The organism is Brevundimonas intermedia (assembly GCF_004614235.1).
GTDB classification, from domain to species: Bacteria; Pseudomonadota; Alphaproteobacteria; order Caulobacterales; family Caulobacteraceae; genus Brevundimonas; species Brevundimonas intermedia_A.
On the sequence record NZ_SPVH01000002.1, the window covers coordinates 289858 to 306796 of the forward strand.

Genomic DNA, 16939 nt, shown 5'->3' on the forward strand with positions numbered 1-16939 from the left:
TCATCAACTTCCAACAAGGAGGATCGTCCCCGCAGCGACCGGGCCGCTCTACGGGGTTAGGTCGCGCCAGGGCGCGAGCTCGACCCTCGCATAGTTGCGCGGAGAGACTGACTGGACCGTCGGATATCGATGTGCCGGAACACACCGCAGCCATATCGCCATGCCGCTGCCCGGCCGCAGAAGCCAGCATCAAGTTTGTTGAATTGTAGACATTTGCAACACGGGCGGCCGTTCGATCCTTCGGTCCAGGAGGAGTTACGATGTCCGATGTTGTCCAGGGACCTTGGGTCAAAGCCCGCCCCCCCTACCTCTTCCATTATGTGAGGCTCAGAACCGAGGAGCAACTCGGCTGGTTGGAGCGACTTCTGCTGGCCAATGAAATTTATGCCCGCAGCATGCTCGAGCTAAATCCCGTCTTTAATGTTCGGACCATGGAATACAACACGTGGCACGTCGAACCCGGCCCTGGTCCGTGCCCGCGAATGGAGCCCGGACAGCCGGGGGAAGGCGTTGATAGCTCCGGGCCGACAAGGGACAGATTTGCGCACCTTGGCGTCGTCTGCCTCTCGGAACATCAGAACAGCGTGGCTGTATGGCGCAACCAGGGAGATCGTCAACGCGGAGCGTGCATAAGGTTCGCCACCACGGGGTTAGCCTCCGTGAAGACTGCCCTGCTACCTGTCCACTACGCGCAAGACGCTTCGGTCATAGGGAAGGTTCTCGGACCCGAACTGGCTTGGACGACGCGGGCCGTGCTCACCAAGCCCCCAGGGTTGAAGGACGAAGCAGAATGGCGCTGGCTGCTACCGGCTCGCGCCGGAACACACGTAAAGATTGACCCGCTAATGATCGACGGCGTCGTCCTTGGTTCCTTGATGCCCGACGGGCTTCGTGCGCGCGTCCGCCAGATTGTTTCCCAGCGACGGGCGCCGACGGCGCTGTATCAAGCAAAAATTGATCCAGAGACGCTGCAGGTGGCGGTCTTGCCGATTGTTTAGAGCGTTCCGGCAGGATTGGCGTCGACAAGGGAGCGCCTCGCGCATCGCTGACGGCGCCACCGACTGACCGTCGCTTCCAACCTGATCCCCTGCGGTCAGAGGGCTTCTTCACTCGGCCTGTGGGACCGATCAGGTGAACGCAGAGACGAGACGCCGTCGGCGCTGGCGAGCCTTTGCGCTCAAATGCAGCGGCGCTCACGCTGAGCTGGAAGACGCTCGATCGTGACTATCGCTCTAGCAGCGTCACGGGCGCCGCCGATCCCGGGCGCGCTGCTCATCTGGGCGATCATCGCGATGATCGCGACCCAACGACCAAGCTGTTCAAGGATGTTGCGCAGCCAATAGCCTAGGCGCCTATGCTTGCATCAACGCCTTGGTTCCCAAGCCGTACGACGACAGCCCTCCAGCCGCTCCCTTAGCCGCTCCGCCGACGGATTCCCGTGATGAGCCGAGCTCCACGACCGCGGGTAAACCAGGCCCAGGTCCAGTTGATGTAGACGGTAAGCCGGCTGCGAAAATCGACAAGCAGCATCAGGTGGACAAGGGACCAAGCAAGCCACGCCGTCACGCCGCGCAGATGTCGGCCGCCGAGCACAGCGACGGCCCGGGAGCGACCGATCACCGCCATTGTTCCCCAGTCCTGGTAGCGGAAGGCGGTCTTCGACGACCGCCGCCCCGCCGCTACCGCCGCAATTTGGCGACCGACCCACCTCCCCTGCTGTTTGGCGACCGGCGCAAGTGCCGGCAGGGGACGATCGCCCACTGCGTAGTGGCAGACATCGCCGATTGCATAGACCCCCTCATGCCCGGCAACCGCGAAGTCCGGTCCGACGACGACCGCTCCGTTCCTCGCGGCCTCGACGTTGAGCCACTCCGCCGCCGGTCGCGCGGCGACGCCAGCACACCAGAGGATGACAGCCGTTTCCAGGGTCTCGCCCCCGACTCGAACCCGACCTTCACCAATGTCCTCCACTGCAGAGCCAGTCCTGACCTCGACACCCAATTCCGCCAGAGCCTGCGCGGCGTAGGCGGAAAGGTTCTCTGGGAAGGCCGAGAGAACACGCGGACCCGCTTCGTAGAGAATAACCCGAGCGCTTTCCGGATTGGTGTGGCGGAATTCTCGGCGCAAGGTCTGGCGGGTCATCTCAGCCAGGGCTCCCGCCATTTCAACTCCAGTCGGCCCGCCACCTACGACGACGAACGTCGGCGCGACCGTGCGGGCGGGGCCGGCTCGCTCAGCGGCTTCGAATGCACAGAGAAGACGACGACGGATGTCGAGCGCATCGTCGAGAGATTTGAGCACGCACGCTTCGCGGCTCCACTCCGGGTGACCGAAAAAGCTGTAGGCGGCGCCCGTCGCCAGGATGAGCCAGTCGTAACAGATCTCCGACCCGTCGCTCAGAATTACGCAGCGCCGTTTGTGATCGACCCCCGTCACCTCCCCCATGATCATCGCCGTATTGGCCTGGCGCCGAAGCAGTGTTCGCGCCGCCACGGCGATGTCTGTCGCGGAAAGTGCTGCCGTGGCGACTTGATAGAGGAGCGGTTGAAACAGGTGATGATTGGTGCGATCCACCACCACGACGTCGACGGGTGTCGCTTTCAACGCCTTGGCCGCCGCCAGGCCGCCGAACCCGGCGCCGACGATAACCACGCGACGCCGCTTACCAGTCATCGGCTGCAGAGTGTCTGCGACATCCCGCATCAGCGTACTCGACAGGCTAAGACTCTGCCGAGTCTTGGCCGCCATCCCGTGCGAGCGCCTGTTAGGGCCTGAGACTCCAGCGCCACATGTTCGATGCGTTCACCAAACCACATGCCGTCGCTCATCCGTTTGTGAAGGCCGTCGGGTCGTTGGAACGCGCAGCCATGCTCCTGCCGCCGGGTCTGGCGTTCGAGCGGTGTCGTAGTGAAGCCGCGAAATTGACCGGTCGGACGGCCTTCGATCGCGCCGAGATGGGTCCGGGGTGCGGATCATGGGCGTGCCGCGATAGAGATACGGTCGCGGTGAACGACACGTTCCAGCCCTCGAATGAACTCCGGCGGCGTCATGGCCGCCCTTCCTCCTGAAAGGTCGCCAGCACGCCGAGCGTGAGGGTGCGTGCCAAACAGGCGGCGGCTTTGGCCCGGCTGTCGGCCGTCCCCTCAACCATTATCGCGCCCCGGTCACGATCCAAGGCGCGCCATCGCCATTTGCCGTCTTCGGCGTGGAGCAACCATCTGTATCCGGGATGTCCCATGTAAACTCCTGAAGACGCTCACCGGAACTGCTGAAGGCCGAGCGGGTTTTTCTAGGTCGAAAACCCGACACAAGACCTAAGATAAGACCCTGTTTAGACAGCGTATTACGGACGCTTGCGCGACGGGGCAACGCGTCATCATGCCCAATCCTTGCGCCTATGATCAGGAACTCTACGCCCGCATGCTTTGCCATGAGCTTGGCCATGTAAACGGATGGCCGTCGAGCCATGAATAGTTGATCCATCGGCCTGACTATTATTTGGATGACCAATAGTTGGCATATCTCCAGTATCCGGAACAGGCCACCAGCCGCTCCGTTGCTGAGACGTCTTGTCAACAGGAGGACATCATGAACAAGCACATCGCCGCCGCCGCCGCTATCGGCGCTCTGGTCGTCAGTTCCGTCGCCATCGCACAAAGCGGAACGGGCCAAAACAGTACGACGGGTCAATCAACGGGCCAGGGCTCCTCAACCCTGAACCAGGGTCAAGGGTCGAATATGACGGGATCGACGTCGCAGCCCGGCATGACCGGATCGGGTGCGCAAACCTCGACCGCCTCGGGCATGAACCAGGGACCAAGCGGCCCAAGCTCGTCCACGCCCTACAATAACAATGGCTCGATGAGCCAAGGCTCAGGCGCCCAGACCTCCTCTCAGGGCGGCACAGCCAGTCAATGGGCAGGCGAACGCGGCTAACGCGGGGTCGGTGACAGAAGTGCGGAAAGCCATCAGCCGTCGGACTGCGATTTCCATCGCGGCCGGCGGCCTTGCGGCTGCCTGCGTTCCGCTCGCGGGCCCTATGCGTCCGCTCCTAGCCAACCATCCCGACTATCGCCGAGCCTTGGGCGCCGCGCTTCGAGATCCAGACATTGCGGCCGTTTACATGAGGCGCGGTTACGCGCCTCTGTGGCTGGACGCGAACGGGGCGATCACCGCCGCAGGCTCGCAGGCGCTGGCCGCCATCTCAAAGGCCGGCGACTACGACATTTCACTGGAACGCGTTGCAGCAGTTCGACAACTGGCGGCCGCCGACGACAAGACGCCGGCTGGAGCGGGCGAGCTAGAAGGCGGCCTCTCGCGTCTCGTCGGACGCTTCGGGGCTGCCTTACAAGGCCCCCCGGAGGCGCAAGACCTGCTGTGGACCACCTCCAATCGTGGACGCCCCCGCGCCTCCCCTGGCCGCATCGTTCAGGACATCGCCGAGACTGAAGCGCGCGACAAAGGGCTGAGTGACGTTTTGAGCGTCCACCCGCTGCTCGACGAGTTGGCCGTGGCTGTGAAGTCCCGTCGGGAAGGCTTGACCACCCCGACTGTCCCTCACGCCCGGAACGGATCACCAGAACCGGCGTCGAACGCCCGCACGCTCAAGCTCAACTTCGCGCGACTGCGCGCACTACCGGCGTCACCGGGCCCCCGGCACGTCGTCGTCAACACCGCTTCGGCGATCCTCTACGCCTACGAAGGTCGACAGATCGTCACGACGATGCGGGTGGTTGTCGGGGCGCCTCAGACTGCGACCCCCATGATGGCGGGAGCAATAGAATACGCGATCCTCAATCCCTACTGGAACATCCCTCAGGATTTGCTGCGCGAGCGCATCGCGCCTGCCGTGCTCCAAAACGGCGTCGCCGCCTTCGATGGGCGAGGTCTGGAAGCCTTGTCAGACTGGTCTGAGAGCGCCCGCCGGCTTGACCCGTCGGGCCTGGATTGGCGCGCCATCGCTGCGGGCGCTCTTCGGGTGCGGGTTCGTCAGCAACCGGGGCCGGAAAATATGATGGGCAGGGTGAAGTTCATGCTTCCGAATGACCTCGGCATCTATCTGCATGACACACCAGACCAGCGCCTTTTCGCCAGGCCAGACCGCGCGTTCAGCGCCGGTTGTGTGCGTTTGGAAGATCCCCAAGGACTGTTCGAATGGTTGTTCAACCGGCCCCTGGGGAGCGCCGCAGACGGGACTGCAGAACAGCCCGTGCCGTTGAGGCAGCCGGTCCCGATTTATCTGATCTACCAAACGAGCACGGCGTCAAAGGCAAGAACAGTAGAGTTCTGGCCCGACATCTACGGCCGAGACGGCCTCTGACAACAGATCGCACCGAAGACGGACTGCAGGGGTGCACAACCGTGGGCCCGACCGGTGGGAGTGGGCTGTGTCCACAGACGATCATCGGAGAACTTTCAGCGGGGCGACGGTTCGTGAACAGCGGTCGACCTGATCTTCCTTGCGTCGATCCTGCTGGATCACGTGGGGTTCACGCCGGTGATGCGCCTGTTGGCTTGAAGCTGGGAAAGACCCCACCGCGAGATCTCGCTGGCCGCGAAACCGGTGGCCGCGAAACCGGCGGTCGCAGCATGGCCGCCTGAGGCAAGGCGTCGGTCTCGCCTCCTCATGATCGCCGCCGCGTCCATCGTCGGACACAAGGAACCGCCCGGCGGAAGTCCGGTTGGTTGTGCTCAGGACAAAGGACACCGCATGCTGGCGATGGATTACAGAGGCCCGCGACGGGTCAGGATCGAACACAAACCGATGCCGGTGATCCAGCATCCGCGCGACGCCGTGGTGCGCGTGACGCGGTCGTGCATCTGCGGCTCGGACCTGCACCTCTATCACGGGATGGTGCCCGACACCCGGGTCGGCATGACCTTCGGCCACGAATTCTGCGGGGTTGTCGAGGAGGTTGGCCCAGACGTCCAAAACCTGAAGCGGGGCGACCGGGTGCTGGTGCCCTTCAACATCGCCTGCGGACAGTGCCACTTCTGCAAACAGGGTCTGTTCGGCAACTGTCATGAGTCCAATGCGCAGGCCACAGCGGTCGGCGGCATCTTCGGCTATTCCCATACGGCAGGCGGCTACGACGGCGGCCAAGCGGAATATGTGCGCGTCCCCTATGCCGACTTTGGGCCGACGCTGATCCCCGACTGGATGGATCCCGATGACGCCGTCCTACTGACCGATGTCGTGCCCACCGGTTATCAGGCGGCGGAGATGGGGGGCATCCAGAAGGGGGACACCGTGGTGGTGTTCGGCGCCGGTCCCGTGGGCCTGATGGCCGCGCGCTGCGCTTGGCTGTTCGGCGCCGGGCGAGTGATCGTGATCGACCACGTCGAATACCGGCTGGAGTTCGCCCGCACCTATTGCCCGGCTGAAGTCTATGATTTCCGAGAGATCGGCGACCCCGTCGTCTTCCTGAAGAAGATCACTGAGATTGGGGCCGACGTCTGTATCGACGCAGTCGGCGCCGACGCCTCCGGCAACGCCTGGCATACCCTGTTCGGCAAGAAGCTGAAGTTCGAGGCAGGCAATGCGACCCCGCTCGCTTGGGCGATCAACTCGGTCAAGAAGGGCGGCGTGGTGTCGATTGTCGGGGTCTATGGCCCCACCGGCAACATGATCCCTATCGGCAATGTCGTGAACAAGGGCGTGACCATCCGGGCCAATCAGGCCTCGGTGAAACGGCTGCTGCCGCGTCTGATCGACCACGTCCAGGCGGGCCGGATCGACCCCAAGGGACTGATCACCCACCGCGTCCCATTGGAGGATGTGGCGGAGGCCTATCACCTGTTCTCCTCCAAGCTGGACGGCTGCATCAAGCCTGTCCTGATCCCCAATGCAGAGTGATCGGAACGTCATGACACAGAGCGATAAGGCCAACGCCGCCGCCAGCGAGGCTCCGAGCGTCGCCTATCCGTCGATCGATCCCGCGACGGTGGTCGGCTGGGGCGTGGACGCCGATCCCAAGAACGATCCGACGTGGCCGATCCGCGACCGTAGCGGCGACGACGGCGCCCGCGCCGACTGGACGCCGCCCAGCGCCCAAGTCGCCGGCGTCGAGATTCTCCAATCCGTCGAGTATGGCCGGCGGCCTGCGGTGGTCGGTGAATCGACGCCGCCCGCCGGTCTGTCCGGCATGGTGCGCCGCGCCGCTTTCCGCTTCAGCGAAGGCCAGTGGGGCCATTGGCTCCTGCTGATGGGCGCCGACCGGCTGAATACAGTCGAAGGCCTCCTGCAGGACTTCAGACGGGGCCGGATGCCGAACCCGCTCTTCGAAATGGGTTTCGTCAAACACGAGCGCCGACACGAGGCGGCGCTGGCGACAGCGGCCGTTGTGGGGGTCGCAGTGGCGGGTCTCGTGCTGCTGAACCGTCGGCGCCATCACCTTTCTCTCTAACCCCCTTAGAAGCGAGAGACGCCATGGATCCCGAACCCCACGAAGAAGCGCTCGATCCCGAAGACATGCCCGATGGCGACGAGGCCCAGGAAGAGGCGGCGCGTCAACGCGAGGAGGAAGGCGGCTACCAGTAGGAGACCCGGACGCGTCGCCGGCACCCGACCTAGGCCGTCGCCGACCACCTCGCCAGTCCGGCTTCGAACGTTGGACACCTTTGCGGATCTGCGGGGTAGTGAACATAGCGAACCGTCCTACGGGGCGCCGCATTGTCTCCGTCATAAGAAGGAGACGTTTCATGCAGGATTTTAAACTTCGTCTGGCGACGAGCTGGACCGGATTGCACCGCGTCGAGACGATCGCCGCGAGAGACCAAAGCGAAGCGCTGTCGGCGGTTCGACAACGGCTGAGAACAAGTCGGACGTTCGACAGCGCTTCGGTATTCCATCAGGGCCAGCTGCTTGCTGAGGTCGATCGCGACGGCCTGGCGCGATCGCAACTCTGGTGAGGAGGTTCGACGCGGGCAGTGACGCCCTGTCACCTCAATCAGGCTTTGGGATTGCCGACCGAACGAGCCGTCGAAAGAACGCCCTGCGCTTGATCGGGGCCTGCCCATGTCGCTTTCAGCCCCACCCGGATTTTCACCACCCATGTACGGAGACGATCAACGATGACGAAATCCCCACGGATTCCGGAAGACCAGCGAAGCCACAAAGGCGCCGGCTCGGACCCGGCAGTCGAACACGGGCACGAAATCAAGCAGGATCCGGGCGGCCCCGGCGGAGCCCACTCCCGCAATCTGTCCCAGCAAGGGCGGCAGGGAAACACCCGCCAAAACACCTCCCATCAGGGCTATCAACAGGGCCGATAGCCGTTCTCGCCGACAAAGGGTAGCGCCCGATCTTGGTCGGACTACCGTCCACCGGCCTTCATCATGCCGGGTCCGATTTCCGACATTGGGGACCGTGGGCGCATTGGCGGGGTTAGCCAAATCTCCCTTCCGAGAAAGGACCTGATGAATGGCCGTGATGAATGATGAAGTCTGGCGCGAAGTTTTCGTGGCCGGTTTGAAGAACGCCCATGCCGTCGAGCATGAAGCCCTTGCGCTTATGGATCGACAGATCGACCGCGCGAAGAACTTCACAGAAGTGGCCGATCAGTTGCGTGCTCACCGCGTGGAGACGGAACAACAGATCACGCGGCTGGAAAGATTACTCGGCCAATTTGACCAAGCGCCCTCGGGCCTCAAGGACGCCGCCCTGTCCATGAGCGGAAACTTGGCCGCCCTAAGTCATGGGTTCGCCGAGGACGAAATCCTGAAGAACGCCTTCGCGAACTTCGCTTTCGAGAACTTCGAAGTCGCCTCCTACAAGGGGCTGATCCTGCTGGCCCAGCAAGGCGATTATACAGCGGCGCTGGATCCGTTGAACGCGACGCTGGAGGAGGAACAACGCATGGCCCGTTGGGTCGACGACAGCCTACCCGCCCTGACCGAGAAGTTCCTGCGCCTGAAGCGCGAGGGCGAAAATCCCAGTCGCTGATCGGGCGAATTCCAACCGTCACTCTACGGTAAGTGTCAACATTCATGGCGTCTGGACTGGTAGCGTGAGCCGCCGTCTGGACACCTACGTTGGGTGCGCGTGCGAACGCGTCGATTACCGCAATCCCGTCGAAGCTACCGACCGCTTGCGCAGGCGCGTGGCCGTCATTGCCAGCAGACAAAGCGGTCCGTGCGTCGAATTCCGGACGTCGGGCAACAGCGCGCGCCCTCTCGCTTTCCGATCTGGAACATATTGAGGAAGAACATCATGCCGCGACGAATATTGGTCGCCGGTGGCGCGGGCTACATCGGCTCCCACACCTGCAAGGCATTGGCGCGCGCCGACTTCGAACCGGTGGTTTTTGACGACCTGTCGAACGGCCATGCCGACGCCGTTCGGTGGGGACCCCTGGTCGTCGGCGACGTTCGCGATAGTGCGGCGGTCAGCGCCTGCATGAAGGCTCATGCCGTATCTGCCGTCATTCACTTCGCCGGCCTCATCGAAGTGGGACGCTCGATGCACGAACCGGCCCTGTTCTGGGATTACAATCTCAACGGCGTCGCCAGCGTTCTCGCCGCCATGCGGGTCAACGGCCTGAACCGCATCGTCTTCTCGTCTACGGCGGCGGTCTATGGCCAGCCGGGCGGGGATTCGGGCGAGTTGTTGGATGAGGATGCACCCACGGTTCCGATCAACCCATACGGCGAGAGCAAGCTGGCGGCGGAACGCCTGATCGCCGCCCACTGCCGGGCCCATGGCGTCCAAGGTGTGGCGTTAAGATACTTCAACGCCTCCGGCGCTGATCCGGAGGGTGAAATTGGAGAGGCGCACCAACCGGAGAGCCACCTCATTCCGCTCGCTATCGAGGCCAGCCTCGGTCTAGGCCCCCGTCTCACGGTCTTCGGCCGGGACTTCTCGACGCCAGACGGCGCGTGCATCCGCGACTACATCCATGTTGCCGATCTCGCCGAAGCCCACGTGCGAGCACTGGACGCGCCCGTTGGCGACGCCGGTTTCGTCGCTTTGAACCTCGGTTTGGGCCGAGGCCTGTCGGTTCTGGATGTCATTTCAGCCGTCAGCCGAGCGACGGGGCGGGCGACGCCCTTCACCGTCGGTCCACGACGACCGGGAGACCCCGCCGTTTTGGTCGCCGATCCTTCGCGCGCGCGCGCTGTTCTGAACTGGCGGCCGGCCCACCAGACGATCGACGACATTGTCGCGACAGCGCTCGCTTGGCGCCTTAACCCGCGCTTCGGTCCCGCATCAGCGACGTCCGCAGCGCGCGTCGCTTGAATGAAACCTCTGGAGGTCTGGGGCGGTCACGAATGCACCGTTAATCGGATCGGCGCGACTTGGCGTGATCAGACCGTCTTGTCGGGCCATCAGGATCGCATCGCGGATCTCGACCTTTTCGCCGGGTTGGGTTTGAAGGCGATCCGCTATCCGGTGCTTTGGGAAAGAACCGAAAAAACACCTGGCGCCTTCGACTGGTCGTGGTCTGATGAACGTCTGGCGCGCCTGCGGGCGCTGAACATGAGACCTATCGTCGGCCTGCTCCACCATGGATCGGGGCCGTCCTGGACGGACCTGCTCGATCCCAGTTTCGCTGACGGATTGGCGACTTATGCAGGCGCGGTGGCGGCGCGATATCCCTGGGTTGACGACTGGACGCCGGTCAACGAGCCGCTGACGACGGCACGTTTCAGCGCCCTCTACGGTCATTGGTATCCTCACGAGCGCGACGAAGCCGCCTTCTGGACAGCGCTGCTCAATCAGATCGACGGCATACGGCTGTCCATGGCGGCGATCCGGGCGGTCAATCCGCGAGCGCGCCTGATCCAGACGGAGGATTTCGGCCACACCTTTGCGACGGAACCGTGCCTGGCGCAGGCTCGGCACGAGAACACGCGCCGGCTGATGACCTGGGATCTGCTGTGCGGGCGAGTGACGACGGACCATCCCCTTCATGCGCGGCTGCAGAGCTTTGGCTTGGAAGGCCGTTTGAAGCGTATCGCAGCTGATCCCTGCCCTCCGGTCATCGGATTGAACCACTACGTCACCAGCGACCGTTTCCTGGATCACCGGCTGGAGCGCTATCCAGCATCGACCCACGGCGGCAACGACGAACTGCCCTATGCCGACATCGAGGCGGTGCGAGTGATCGACCCTGCGCCTGCGGGCTGGATGCAGCATCTGCAGCACCTCTGGAGGCGCTATCGCCTTCCAGTCGCCATTACGGAATGCCATCTCGGCTGCACTCGCGAAGAGCAGCTGCGCTGGCTGGCGGAATGCTGGGATGCCGCGCTCTTGGCGCGCCATGCGGGTGTGGAGGTGGAGGCGGTCACGGTCTGGAGCCTTCTGGGCAGCCACGATTGGGATACGCTGCTGACCCAGGCGAACGGTCGGTATGAAAGCGGTGTGTTCGACCTCGCCGGCGGGGGCGTCAGGCCCACGGCGCTGGCCGCGCTGACATCCGTCCTTGCTACGCGAGGAATGGCGGATCTGCAGGTCGCGCAGGAGGCCGGCTGGTGGCGTTCGCCCCGGCGCCTGAGCTTCCCGCCCTATCGGGTCGTTCCACTGGCGGCTGCTCCGCCGCGACTGCCGCGTGCGGCGACCATCCGATTGGAGGGGGCTCCACCCGCGGAATTCCTCGAAGAGTGCAACCTCAGAGGCCTTCGCGTCGAGACCGAGAACACCGGCGGACCTTGCTGGATGGCGGTATCCGGCGCCCAGGCGTGGCCGCAGGGCAGAACATTGGACCTGGCCTTGGACAACGCCCTTCTCTTGCGTCGGGATTCCGACACGACACGGCGAAATGGTGCGTAAATTCAGCCTCATGGAACGGATCATCTTGATCCCGGATTGGCTGGTCGCCCCCTCAACGAAAGGCGCCGAATGACCTCCTCGAATTCCACGGCAGACATCATCCCTCTGAGCGCTCCCCATGACCGGCAGGACCCTATTGTCTGTCTGTCTCACCTGCGTTGGGACTTCGTCTTTCAGCGGCCGCAGCATCTGATGAGCCGGTTCGCAGCGACCCGCACCGTGCTGTTTTTCGAGGAGCCCCTGCCGGCGGAGCCCGGTTCGGGAATGGGGCTGGATCTTCGTCGTTGCGCGGAAACGAGGGTCGTCGTGGCGACCCCGCGGTTGCCCGATGGGCTCGAAGGCGCGTGCCGCCAGGCCGTTCTCCGCCAGCTTCTGGACGAGGCCACGGCGGCGCACGGAATCGAGCGGCCGGTGCTCTGGTACTATACGCCGATGATGCTGCCACTGGCACGCCACATCGACGCTGCCGCTGTCGTCTACGACTGCATGGATGAGTTAGCCGCCTTCCGGTTCGCGCCCCCGGAGCTTACCCGCCTGGAAACGGAACTCATGTCGGCGGCGGACGTGGTGTTCACTGGAGGATACAGCCTCTACGAGGCCAAGCAGGATCGCCACGCCAACATCCACCCCTTCCCGTCCAGTGTGGACCGCTCCCACTTCCAACAAGCGCGCGGGCCAGCGGATGCAAGTCGGCACGGATCAGAAGCGCGGCTAGGCTTCTACGGCGTGATTGATGAACGCATGGATCTTGACCTGATCGCGGCGATCGCTGACGCAAGGCCGACCTGGCAGCTGATCCTGGTGGGGCCTGTGGTGAAGATCCCCGAAGACGACCTGCCGCAACGGCCCAATATCCATTACCTGGGCCTACGCTCTTATGACGAACTGCCGACCCTCCTGAGCACGTGGGACGTCGCCCTTATGCCGTTCGCCATCAACGATTCCACTCGGTTCATCAGCCCCACCAAGACGCCGGAGTATTTGGCCGCCGGTCGGCCCGTGGTCTCCACGCCCATTCGCGACGTGGTTCGCCATTACGGCGCGCTTGAGGGCGTCAAGATCGCTGAAAACCCCGAGACCTTCGTGGCCGGGTGCGAGGCCGCTCTGGACCTGGGCGTCGACGGCGCGTGGCTGGATGAGGTTGATGAAGCCTTGGCCAGCCTGTCCTGGGAGCAGACCCACCTTCGCATGGCCGCCCTGATCGACAGCGCCGTCAAGCGACGCGTTCGCACGGTCGTTTCGGATTGGCGGGCGTCCCCCGCCGTCTGGCCCGCCGACCGCCGCACCCACTACGATGCCTTGGTGGTCGGCGCGGGCTTCGCGGGATCGGTGCTGGCCGAACGGATGGCCTCGAACGGAGCCAAGGTTTTGATGGTGGACCGCCGCCCTCACATCGCCGGCAACGCCTACGACCGCCCGGACGAGGCGGGCGTCCTGATCCATCAATACGGCCCCCACATCTTCCACACGAACTCCGCCGAGGTCTTCGACTATCTGTCCCGCTTCACGCAGTGGCGTCCGTATGAACACCGGGTCCTAGCCCGAGTAGGCGATCGACTGGCGCCGATGCCGATCAATCGCACTACGTTGAACATCCTCTACGGCCTGGATCTCCAATCCGACGAGGCCGCCGAGGCCTTCCTGGCGTCTCGATCCGAGCCGATCGAGGTCATTCGCACCAGCGAGGACGTGGTTGTCTCCGCCGTGGGCAGGGAGCTCTACGAGACCTTCTTCAAGGGCTATACGCGCAAGCAATGGGGGCTGGACCCGTCCGAGCTGGACCGGTCGGTCACCGCGCGCGTGCCGACGCGCACCAACACGGACGATCGTTATTTCACCGACGCGTTCCAGGCCATGCCCCGCCACGGCTACACGCGAATGTTCGAGAACATGCTGGATCACGACAACATCCGGATCGAGACGGATGTCGATTATCGAGACGTCGCGGCCGACGTGTCGCGCGACCGCACCGTCTTCACCGGCCCAATCGACGAGTATTTCGATTATCGCTACGGCCCTTTGCCCTACCGGTCGCTACGGTTCGACCACAAGACCCTGGATCAGTCGCAGTTCCAGCCGGTCGCGACCGTCAACTATCCTGATGAAGCGACGCCCTGGACTCGCATCACCGAATACAAGCACCTAACCGGCCAAGCTCACCCCAAGACCAGCATTACCTACGAATATCCCGCCGCAGAAGGGGACCCCTACTATCCCATCCCTCGGCCGGAAAATCAGGCCTTGTTCAAGCGATATGAGGCGCTGGCGCGCGAACTGGACGATGTCAGTTTCGTCGGCCGACTGGCCACCTATCGCTACTACAACATGGACCAGGTGGTGGGTCAGGCGCTGGCGACTTGGCGGCGGCTCCCGGGCGTCAAACCCGTCGAGGCGGCGAGTGTCGCCGGACTTTAATGCCGCGCTACGCCTTTCATTATTTCATTCCGGCCCCTGGAAGCACGGCCCGCGAGGAGACGACGCTGGATAGCGATGAAGCGGCGCGCGCCAGAGCGGCGAGCGAACTCCTGCGGATGCCCGGCAGGACCGGGGTGGAAATCTGGGAGGACGACCGGCTGGTTTGGCGCCGACTGAGGGGAAGAGAGGGATTCTAGTGACGGGTTGGGCGTGCGCGCGCGTCCGACCTGTAGGCTTTGGTGACATTTGGACAGGCGGTCGGGCTCGATCATGCGCTGACAACTCCCTGCGCCCAAATCTCGGCGGACGAGCGCCGCCTTTCCTGGTCAGCCTTGGATTAAGGCTGAGTTAGAGGCAGCTTTCGCCCGCGCCAGTTCCTGCGCATCGTGGGAGCAAAACACCTCGATCTCGCCGCCGCGATCGGCGATCAACCGACGCAGCCTTGATTGGTTGAGCCTCCGCTGGCGACGATCGACCTCCATCAATCGTTGATAGGCCCGCAGAAGCGGCGGGCATCGTCGCCTTTGACCCGTCATCTCGTCCGCATGGAAATAGGCGTCGCCGGCGTGCAGCAGCCAGCCTCTGTTGGAGTTGACAGCCACCCCGGCGTGGCCCCGGGTGTGGCCGGCGAGAGGAACCAGCAGAATGCCGTCCGGCAATCCCTCCAGCGGCTGAACCGCTTCGAAACCCTGCCATCGTTCGCCGGCCGGACGATAGGCGCGCCACTGATCGACCTCGCCGAACTGGGCCAGACGGTACCTCAACCCCGTCGTTCGGCCGCCGTCCCCGCCTCTGGCTGCGGAGAGTTCTTCGGCGGTCACATGGATGCGGGCGCGAGGGAAGTCGGTCAAACCCCCAGCGTGATCGAAGTCCAGATGGGTGACCACGACGTGGCGGACGTCAGAGGCGGCGTAGCCGAGCGCCTCGATCTGACGCAAAGCCGTCCGCTCTTCTCGCAACTGGATATTCATCAGGGTCAACATCAGGGGACTGATACGCGACCGCGGCTGACGGACATCCCTGAGCCCATAGCCCGTATCGACCAGGACCAACCCTTGCGTCGCCGTCTCGATCAACAGGCAGTGACAAACCAGACAACCAAACAGTCCGCGACTGCGACCATCCAGAAAAGCGCCGCCCACAGGCTTGTCGCAGCCGCAGTTGAGGTGATGGACGATCACAGCGCGGGCGCTCCAGTCAGATCGTCAGTGTCCGGTGTGGCTTGCAGCTCCGTCGCCTTCCATCGCAGCGAGAGCGTTGAAGTGCTGCGCGACAATGGGGACGGCCGAGGCTGCGGCGCGTTTCAGCTGCGGCGTATCGCCTTGGTCGGCGTAGCTGGAATGCAGCGTCAAGGCTTCCCGGTGCGCCATGATTTGCTGGCTTCTGTAAAGTTGGTCGCGAGCGGCGCCTTGGGCCGTTTGCAGATCACGGATCATCTGCGCCTTGGCGGGGTCCAGGGCCGGGGGTGGCGGCGTGAGGCCTGCTTGTCTCGCGGCGGCCGTCACCGTCGCAGTGGTCTGGGTGTGATGTTCGATCATCATCGTGGCGAACCGGCGCAAGGCCTCGTCCTCACTCCCGTTCAGCAGGATCTGACTGGATTGAATCTCATAAAGATCGCTGGCGCCCGCCATGCGGACAAAATCTGCGGCGGCGGGCGCCGCTTGGCCGGCGGCTTCGGCGATCACCTCCGCCGACGGTCCGGAAGGCGTGGAGGCACACGCGCCGATCAAGGCGGCGGCGGCGGCGGCGAGGACAAGACGTTGCATCGATATCTCCTGGGTTGGGAGGTCCAACCTGGAAGATCGGTTCAGGTTTCCTGTGACCGATGCGCGACACAGGCAACTCCGACGAAGATCCAAGGTTCAGGTGGCGTAAAATCTGGGGTATTCGATGTCTGAGGGCAGTCATTTGTCCGCGCCGTTCGGCGCCGCTGTCGTCCTCGGCTTCGCCCTGAGCGGCTTCTTCGACGGGGTCTTGCTGCACCAGATTTTGCAGTGGCACCACCTCTTGAGCTTGGTGCAGGCCGACGCCGTGTTCAGCATACGGGCGCAGATTCTCGCCGATGGCCTCTTCCATGCGTTCATGTATGTCGTCGCTCTCGCTGGTCTGATCCTGCTCTGGCGCGCCCGGCAGGAGCTAGCAGCGCCGAACGGGTCCCGTCGGCTGTGGAGCGGGGTCCTTGTCGGCTTCGGCGCATGGAATGTCTTGGATGTGGGACTTTTCCACTGGGTCTTGGGTATTCACCGCGTTCGTCTCGACGTGCCCAACCCTATCGCCTGGGATACGGGATGGCTCATCGGACTGGGCCTCGCTCCGATCGCGCTAGGACTCGTACTCGCGGTGGGCCGCACACGTTTGTTCCCGTCCCATATCTATTCCTTGCTTGCGCTCCTGGTTCTGCTGAGCGGCGCCGGCCTGTGGAACTTGCGGACGCCGCCGCCCGGCGCCGACACCCTTGTGATCTTCGCCACGACGAAAGAGGTCCTGCCCGCCGTCGCGGCTTTGGACGCTCGCCTCGTCCAGATGGATGCGAGCGGGACGGTGGCCGTCCTTCGTCTGTCCGACGACACCGCGCCTTGGAAACTGTACCGCCACGGCGCTCTGCTGGTGCAGAATACAGGGCCTGCCGGGTGTCTGAACTGGTCGAAAAGATCACCGTCCGATGCAACTCGCCGTTTGTGATCGCACACCGTCGTCGGCGCTAGGTCGGAAATCCGACGGTCGCAACGATCCGCCCGAGCAACCCTTGATGTT

The 16939-nt window shown here is 63.8% G+C and carries 15 protein-coding genes; 11 read left to right on the top strand and 4 right to left on the bottom strand.

The window, feature by feature from the left end:
* Nucleotides 1-260 precede the first annotated feature (260 nt).
* On the top strand, nt 261-998 hold the full coding sequence (locus EGY25_RS03190) for a hypothetical protein (RefSeq protein WP_135193610.1): 738 nt from the start codon (nt 261-263) through the stop codon (nt 996-998).
* Nucleotides 999-1413: 415 nt separating this feature from the next.
* Here the strand turns inward: EGY25_RS03190 and EGY25_RS03195 are convergent, their stop codons facing one another.
* Nucleotides 1414-2703 carry an NAD(P)/FAD-dependent oxidoreductase gene (locus EGY25_RS03195; RefSeq protein ID WP_209307956.1) on the bottom strand — a complete coding sequence of 430 codons (1290 nt, stop codon included), beginning with the start codon at nt 2701-2703 and terminating at the stop codon, nt 1414-1416.
* Nucleotides 2703-2945 (bottom strand): cyanophycin synthetase family protein, encoded by a 243-nt coding sequence (locus EGY25_RS16925; protein ID WP_432417366.1) that lies wholly within the window; start codon nt 2943-2945, stop codon nt 2703-2705. The genes EGY25_RS03195 and EGY25_RS16925 overlap by 1 nt, the downstream gene beginning before the upstream one ends.
* 643 nt (nt 2946-3588) lie before the next feature.
* On the opposite strand from EGY25_RS16925, the gene EGY25_RS03200 reads away from it, so the two are divergent.
* The 9 genes from EGY25_RS03200 to glf all read left to right on the top strand — a co-directional run bounded on the left by EGY25_RS03200 (nt 3589) and on the right by glf (nt 14185).
* Nucleotides 3589-3936, top strand: coding sequence for a hypothetical protein (locus EGY25_RS03200; RefSeq protein WP_135193611.1), 348 nt, complete (start codon nt 3589-3591; stop codon nt 3934-3936).
* A gap of 19 nt (nt 3937-3955) precedes the next feature.
* Nucleotides 3956-5320 carry a L,D-transpeptidase family protein gene (locus EGY25_RS03205; protein ID WP_135193612.1) on the top strand — a complete coding sequence of 455 codons (1365 nt, stop codon included), beginning with the start codon at nt 3956-3958 and terminating at the stop codon, nt 5318-5320.
* A gap of 390 nt (nt 5321-5710) precedes the next feature.
* Complete coding sequence (locus tag EGY25_RS03210) at nt 5711-6856, top strand: zinc-dependent alcohol dehydrogenase (protein ID WP_135193613.1); 1146 nt, start codon at nt 5711-5713, stop codon at nt 6854-6856.
* Between the two features lie 10 nt (nt 6857-6866).
* Nucleotides 6867-7406 carry a hypothetical protein gene (locus EGY25_RS03215; RefSeq protein WP_209307957.1) on the top strand — a complete coding sequence of 180 codons (540 nt, stop codon included), beginning with the start codon at nt 6867-6869 and terminating at the stop codon, nt 7404-7406.
* Nucleotides 7407-7701: 295 nt separating this feature from the next.
* Nucleotides 7702-7911 (top strand): hypothetical protein, encoded by a 210-nt coding sequence (locus EGY25_RS03220; protein WP_135193614.1) that lies wholly within the window; start codon nt 7702-7704, stop codon nt 7909-7911.
* Between the two features lie 511 nt (nt 7912-8422).
* The gene (locus EGY25_RS03230) at nt 8423-8944 is read left to right on the top strand and encodes a ferritin-like domain-containing protein (protein WP_245159326.1); all 522 of its coding nucleotides are present in this window, start codon (nt 8423-8425) and stop codon (nt 8942-8944) included.
* Between the two features lie 93 nt (nt 8945-9037).
* On the top strand, nt 9038-10237 hold the full coding sequence (gene galE, locus EGY25_RS03235; protein ID WP_245159327.1) for a UDP-glucose 4-epimerase GalE: 1200 nt from the start codon (nt 9038-9040) through the stop codon (nt 10235-10237).
* Nucleotides 10238-11770: a family 1 glycosylhydrolase gene (locus EGY25_RS03240; protein ID WP_135193616.1), complete on the top strand. Its 1533-nt coding sequence runs from the start codon at nt 10238-10240 to the stop codon at nt 11768-11770. It begins immediately after the preceding gene.
* A 192-nt stretch (nt 11771-11962) separates the two neighbouring features.
* Nucleotides 11963-14185 carry a UDP-galactopyranose mutase gene (gene glf, locus EGY25_RS03245; RefSeq protein WP_135193617.1) on the top strand — a complete coding sequence of 741 codons (2223 nt, stop codon included), beginning with the start codon at nt 11963-11965 and terminating at the stop codon, nt 14183-14185.
* 326 nt (nt 14186-14511) lie between these two features.
* On the opposite strand, the gene EGY25_RS03250 is transcribed toward glf, so the two are convergent.
* Both EGY25_RS03250 and EGY25_RS03255 read right to left on the bottom strand, forming a co-directional pair.
* Complete coding sequence (locus EGY25_RS03250; protein WP_135193618.1) at nt 14512-15366, bottom strand: MBL fold metallo-hydrolase; 855 nt, start codon at nt 15364-15366, stop codon at nt 14512-14514.
* 24 nt (nt 15367-15390) lie between these two features.
* On the bottom strand, nt 15391-15951 hold the full coding sequence (locus tag EGY25_RS03255; RefSeq protein ID WP_135193619.1) for a DUF4142 domain-containing protein: 561 nt from the start codon (nt 15949-15951) through the stop codon (nt 15391-15393).
* 124 nt (nt 15952-16075) lie between these two features.
* Here EGY25_RS03255 and EGY25_RS03260 point away from each other — a divergent pair, with 124 nt between their 5' ends.
* A complete protein-coding gene (locus tag EGY25_RS03260) occupies nt 16076-16867 on the top strand; it encodes a DUF2243 domain-containing protein (RefSeq protein ID WP_135193620.1) in 792 nt (263 codons plus the stop codon).
* Nucleotides 16868-16939 lie beyond the last annotated feature (72 nt).